We start from the raw sequence: 4,694 nt of genomic DNA, 5'->3' as shown, positions 1-4,694 counted from the left end.
CGCTGCTGCTCGCCGCCGGACAGCTCGCTCAGCCGGTTGCGGCGGCGGTCCTGCAGGCCGACCGCTTCCAGCAGCTCCAGCGCCCTCGCCTTGCGGCGGCGGCCCCGCAGCAGAATCGGCAGCTCGACGTTCTCCTGCGCGGTCAGATACGGAATCAGATTGCGCGCATTGTTTTGCCAGACGAAGCCGACCGTCTCCCGCTTGTAGCGGATCAAATCACGGTCGCTCATCGACAGCAGATCTTTGCCGGCAACGGTCAGTTTGCCCGCAGACGGCCGGTCGAGGCCGCCCAGCATGTTGAGCAGCGTCGATTTGCCGCTGCCGCTGTTGCCGACAATCGCCATCAGCTCCCCCGGCTCGACGCGGAGATCGAGTCCCTGCAGCGCCACGACTTCCAGATCCGCGCTCTTATAGATTTTAACGAGTCCGTCGCATACGATCATCCGTTCATTCCTCCCCCAGCTTCAGCGCCTGATGAACGCGGATACGGAACATCCGGTATCCGAGTATCGCAAGCCCGGCCGCCAGCATGAAGGCGACGGCGCCGAACAACTGCGCATAATCGCCCAGCTCGTGAACGACCCGGAACGGCGGCACCTGCTCGGACGGATGGAAGGACATCCGGAACAGCGGAACGAACCATTCGCCGGTCAGGCGGCCGCAGAGCCAGCCGATCAGAACCGCCGCGCCCGACGTCAATATCTGCTCGCTGACGAGCATGCCGACCAGCTGCCCGTACGGTATGCCCATCGCCCGCAATACGCCGTACTGCAGCGTTCTTCCCGACAGGGTAAGCACCCAGAACAGCAGAAAACCGCAAAAGCTGATCACAATGGAAATGACGAAGCCAAGCGTCATGACGCCGTTAATCGCCATCCGGAACGGATCGTTCTTGGACCGGATCAGCAGCTGCGACGTATCTTTGAGGCTCGTGATGCGCAGCCCTTTATTCTTGATATCTTCATAAACGTCCGAGCTTGACGCTCCGGGTTCCAGCTTGAGCCAAACTTCGTACGGCTCCAGCGCAAGGCGGTTCTGAATCGTCGCCAGCTGCGCGACGATCAATTGGGGGCGCGATGCCAGGGCGTTCCCGCTGCCGGCTTCCGTCGGCGGAGGGTTCGGGTTCCAGGACGGCCAGTAGTCCACGATGCCGTAGACGGTGAACAGCGCGCTGTCGAGTCCGTTCCAGCCGATCCGGATCGGATCGCCGGGCTTCAATCCGCTTTCCTCCGCCACCGAACGGGAAATGAGCACGGCCTTCGGATCGGTCGCGATCAGGTTCAAATAATGATTGATATGCCGGTCCAGCAAGCCGTCGCGCATCCAGGCGGTCGCGCCGAACTCGTCGGTCCGGATGCCGAGTAACGTAGCCGTCCCGCCATTCTTGCCGTCGCTCGCATAATTGGCGTCGGGTTTGCGGAACACGCGGGCGGCGGACCGCACGCCTTCCAGCTCCGTGAACGGCAGGAACGGCGGCTCCGTATACTGCACCCGCTTCGGCGCCGGCGCGGGCTCGGCCGCTTCCGCTGCGGGCGGCTGCGGTCCGCCCATCATCTGCGGCGGAGGCGCGTCGTTCTCCCACAGCGTCGACAGCGTAATGTCCGCGCCGTTCGCATACCGGATTTTGTTTTCCTCGTAATCGTTGATCGTACGGGCCGCGTGAGCGCTGAACAACCCGGTCGCGACCGTCAAAATGAGAAACATCTGAATCGTCAAATATTGTCTCGACGAGCGGCTGATCTGAATAAGCACCGAGTACAGCGCGGGCGGCCAGCGGCGCCGGCCGAGCGCATACACGAGCCGGATGAACAGCGGATAGATCCGCAGCAGCAGCAGTCCGCCGCCGAGCGCGAACAGCGCCGGCGTCAAAAACAGCAGCGGGTCCATGCTCATCATGCCGGCGTCCAGACCGAGATTTTGCAAATCGTCCATCCGCCGGCGGAAGCCGTACAGCAAATAGACCGATATGCCGATCAGGATCAGGTCGATGCCGCTCTTGTGCCAGAAGGTCCAGCCTTCCGTGCGGGATACCGTCCGCTTGCGGTCGACGATCGAAACCCTCGCGGCGCGCACGACCGGCAGCAGCGTCAGCACGATCGCGCCGAGGACGGCCAGCGCCGAAGAAGCGAGCGCCTTCGAATTGAACTCCACCTGCAGGGCGGCGCGGTTGACGAATTCGAGAAAGCCGTCGGAAGCGCCGAGCATAATCGTAAAGCCGTAGCCGACGAACGGTCCCGCAGCGAACGCCAGCAAGCCGAGAATGACGATTTCCGCCGCATAGGCCAGCACGATTTGCAGCCGGCTCGCGCCCCGGCTTCGCAGAACCGCGATTTCCGTTTTCTGCCCTTCGACGATTTTATTCGATACGAGCAGCAGATAAAAAGCGAGCATGATGATAACCGGCGCGTACAGCGCCCACAACAGCTGATTCAGCCGCTCTTCGGTCTTCAAATATTCGCCGACGGTCGCAAGCGCCGGAAAATCCATCGTATGCATGCCGAGCCGGTTCAGAAAGTAACGGTCGAGCCGGCCCGCCTCGCTTACCAGCCGCCCGATGCCCGCCACCTTCAATTCGTTGTAGTCGAACGCCCCTTGCCATTCGAGTCCGATGATTTGCAGCCGTCCCTTGTCCGTTATTTCCTTCTCGAACAGGTCGAAAGCCACGATGAACGACCGTCCGCCGCCTTCCACCCGCGAGCGGAGATAGGCCTCCTCGATTGGTTTCTGCTCGATGACGCCGACCAGCTTGATCAGCAGCGTCTCTCCGGTGGCCGAATTGTTCACCTGGAAGACGGCGTCCAGATCCCGTTTGTACTCCATCAAAATTTTTGCGTCACGACCGCCTCGATGACGCCGTCCACCGGCTCGGCGGACGGCATCCGCCCGTCGAGCAGCTTGGCCTGATCCTCCAGGTTGGAGTAGGCGACGACGTTGGCCGGCTTTTTCGATTTCAGCTCGGCCTCGGTCGCATTTTGCGGAATCGTCTCATAGCTTTGCGTGCTGCGCCTGATCGCCCAGTCGATGACAGACGGTCCGAACTGTCCGATCCCGCTTCGGAACCGTTCGTCAGCCGCCCTGATACGGGTCGGCCGTTCGTTTACCGGCACTTCGGGGGAAAGCGAGCTCGTCACCCGCAGCCAGCCGGGAAACTGTCCCGTGTCGCTCTGATGCTGCTGCAGCTCCTTGATCAGCGTCCGCTGCAAAATCGCTCCCGTATACATCGGCATCGAAGCGAACAGCGCGACGCATACGGTCAACCCCAGCCACAGATTGAGCTGCAGCCAGCGGTTTTTGAGCATTTTGCGGAATATCATCGTTAATAAGGCCAACCCCATCCCCTGCCTTCTCTCTTGAACGAAAAGATCAGTTGTTCAGAATGACTTCCTGCCCTTCTTCCAATCCGCGCCTGATCTCAACTTCCGTGGAAGTCATAATGCCGACCTCGACGTCGACTTCCTTCCGCCGCTCCCCGTCGATCACCTGAACGTACTTGCGGTCCAGATACGTCCGAAGCCCGGATCGGGGAATGACGATGACGTTTTCCTTCCGCTCCAGAAAAATTTTAAAGTCGGCAAACTGGCCGATTTCCCCTTTGGCATCGGTTTGAAGGATCAGCTTCCTGGCGTTGCGCTCGCGTTCGGCCTCGTCGCCGGACAGCGGCGCCGAGGAAGGGGTTTGCAGCACGGTGCCGGTATATTTCTCCTTCTGATACGTGATTTCCGCTTGCATGCCCGGCTGCACCGCGATGATGTCGGACGTATTCTGCGCTTCGTATGTAAGCTGCACCTGATTCGGATCGGCTATGGAGTAGATCGCCTGGTAAGCGTTCACCGTTTGTCCCGGCTGAATGTCGGACACATACGTGACAATGCCGTCGATCGGCGACGTGAGCCGGTTCCGGACGATCTGCTCCTCCAGCGCGTTCAGCGTCAGCTTCGCGCTCTCCAGATCGATTTCGCGCATCCGGATGTCGTTCGGGTCGCCGCCCTCCCGGCTGCGCTTCAACTCGATTTCGGCCTTCTCGACGGCGAGCCGCTGCAAGCTTGTTCGCAGCTCCAGATCGCCGTGATCGAGCTCGGCAAGCAGCTGTCCTTTCTTCACCGTCTCGCCCACTTTGGCGTGCAGCTTGACCAGCCTTCCCCCCGATTGCGTAAAATAGACCTGCGAGGACGAACGGGAAACGAAGGTCGCCGTCCCCTGGAAATAGCGCTCGATCGTGCCGGTCGCGACCTTGACCGTGTCGTACTGCTCCTCCGCCGGCTTGATCAGCGGCGGCGGAATCGGCTCTTCCTCCGTCGGCAGCAGCGAACAGCCGGCCGGCACGAGCGCAAGCAGCAGCGCGAAGCCGCCGAGCAGTTTTCGGTTAAACGCTTTCATTTCAAACAATCCGACCATCCTCCAATGTAAAAGTCCGGTCCATAATTTCCATCACGTTCGGATCATGCGTCGTCAGAATGACCGTCATGTTCAGCCGCTGCACCAATTGGCGGAACAGACCGATGACCTGCAGCCCGGTTTTGAATCCAGCTCGGCCGTCGGCTCGTCCGCCAGCAGCAATACCGGCCGATGAGCGATCGCCCTTGCGATCGCAACACGCTGCTGCTCGCCGCCGGACAGCTCGCCCGGCCTGTGCTTCATCCGGCCCCCCATCCCGACCTGCTCCAGCGCCTCGCGGGCGCGGGCGCGCACTTCGG

The 4,694-nt window shown here is 61.2% G+C and carries 4 protein-coding genes and 1 pseudogene; all 5 read right to left on the bottom strand.

Features of this window, described 5'->3' with window-relative positions; genetic code table 11:
• Positions 1 to 443: ABC transporter ATP-binding protein (locus PACILC2_RS24825; protein ID WP_213531593.1), on the bottom strand; the 443-nt coding region annotated here is incomplete at its 3' end.
• 4 nt (positions 444 to 447) lie between these two features.
• The gene (locus PACILC2_RS24820; RefSeq protein ID WP_244863831.1) at positions 448 to 2,820 is read right to left on the bottom strand and encodes an ABC transporter permease; all 2,373 of its coding nucleotides are present in this window, start codon (positions 2,818 to 2,820) and stop codon (positions 448 to 450) included.
• On the bottom strand, positions 2,820 to 3,335 hold the full coding sequence (locus tag PACILC2_RS27675) for a hypothetical protein (protein ID WP_244863830.1): 516 nt from the start codon (positions 3,333 to 3,335) through the stop codon (positions 2,820 to 2,822). Before PACILC2_RS27675 ends, PACILC2_RS24820 begins: the two co-directional genes overlap by 1 nt.
• A gap of 28 nt (positions 3,336 to 3,363) precedes the next feature.
• Positions 3,364 to 4,377, bottom strand: coding sequence for an efflux RND transporter periplasmic adaptor subunit (locus tag PACILC2_RS24815; protein ID WP_213531595.1), 1,014 nt, complete (start codon positions 4,375 to 4,377; stop codon positions 3,364 to 3,366).
• 1 nt (position 4,378) lies between these two features.
• Positions 4,379 to 4,694, bottom strand: a pseudogene (locus PACILC2_RS28230) (ABC transporter ATP-binding protein); the annotation flags it as partial.

The sequence above is a fragment of the Paenibacillus cisolokensis genome, assembly GCF_018403665.1.
Lineage (GTDB): Bacteria > Bacillota > Bacilli > Paenibacillales > Paenibacillaceae > Paenibacillus_AH > Paenibacillus_AH cisolokensis.
This window is presented reverse-complemented; position numbering and strand designations above follow the sequence as displayed.

What these genes read in the sequence shown, in the direction of transcription:
- PACILC2_RS24820 (WP_244863831.1), bottom strand. Translation starts at nt 2,820, where the DNA reads ATGGAGTACAAACGGGATCTGGACGCCGTCTTCCAGGTGAACAATTCG.
- PACILC2_RS27675 (WP_244863830.1), bottom strand. Translation starts at nt 3,335, where the DNA reads ATGGGGTTGGCCTTATTAACGATGATATTCCGCAAAATGCTCAAAAAC.
- PACILC2_RS24815 (WP_213531595.1), bottom strand. Translation starts at nt 4,377, where the DNA reads ATGAAAGCGTTTAACCGAAAACTGCTCGGCGGCTTCGCGCTGCTGCTT.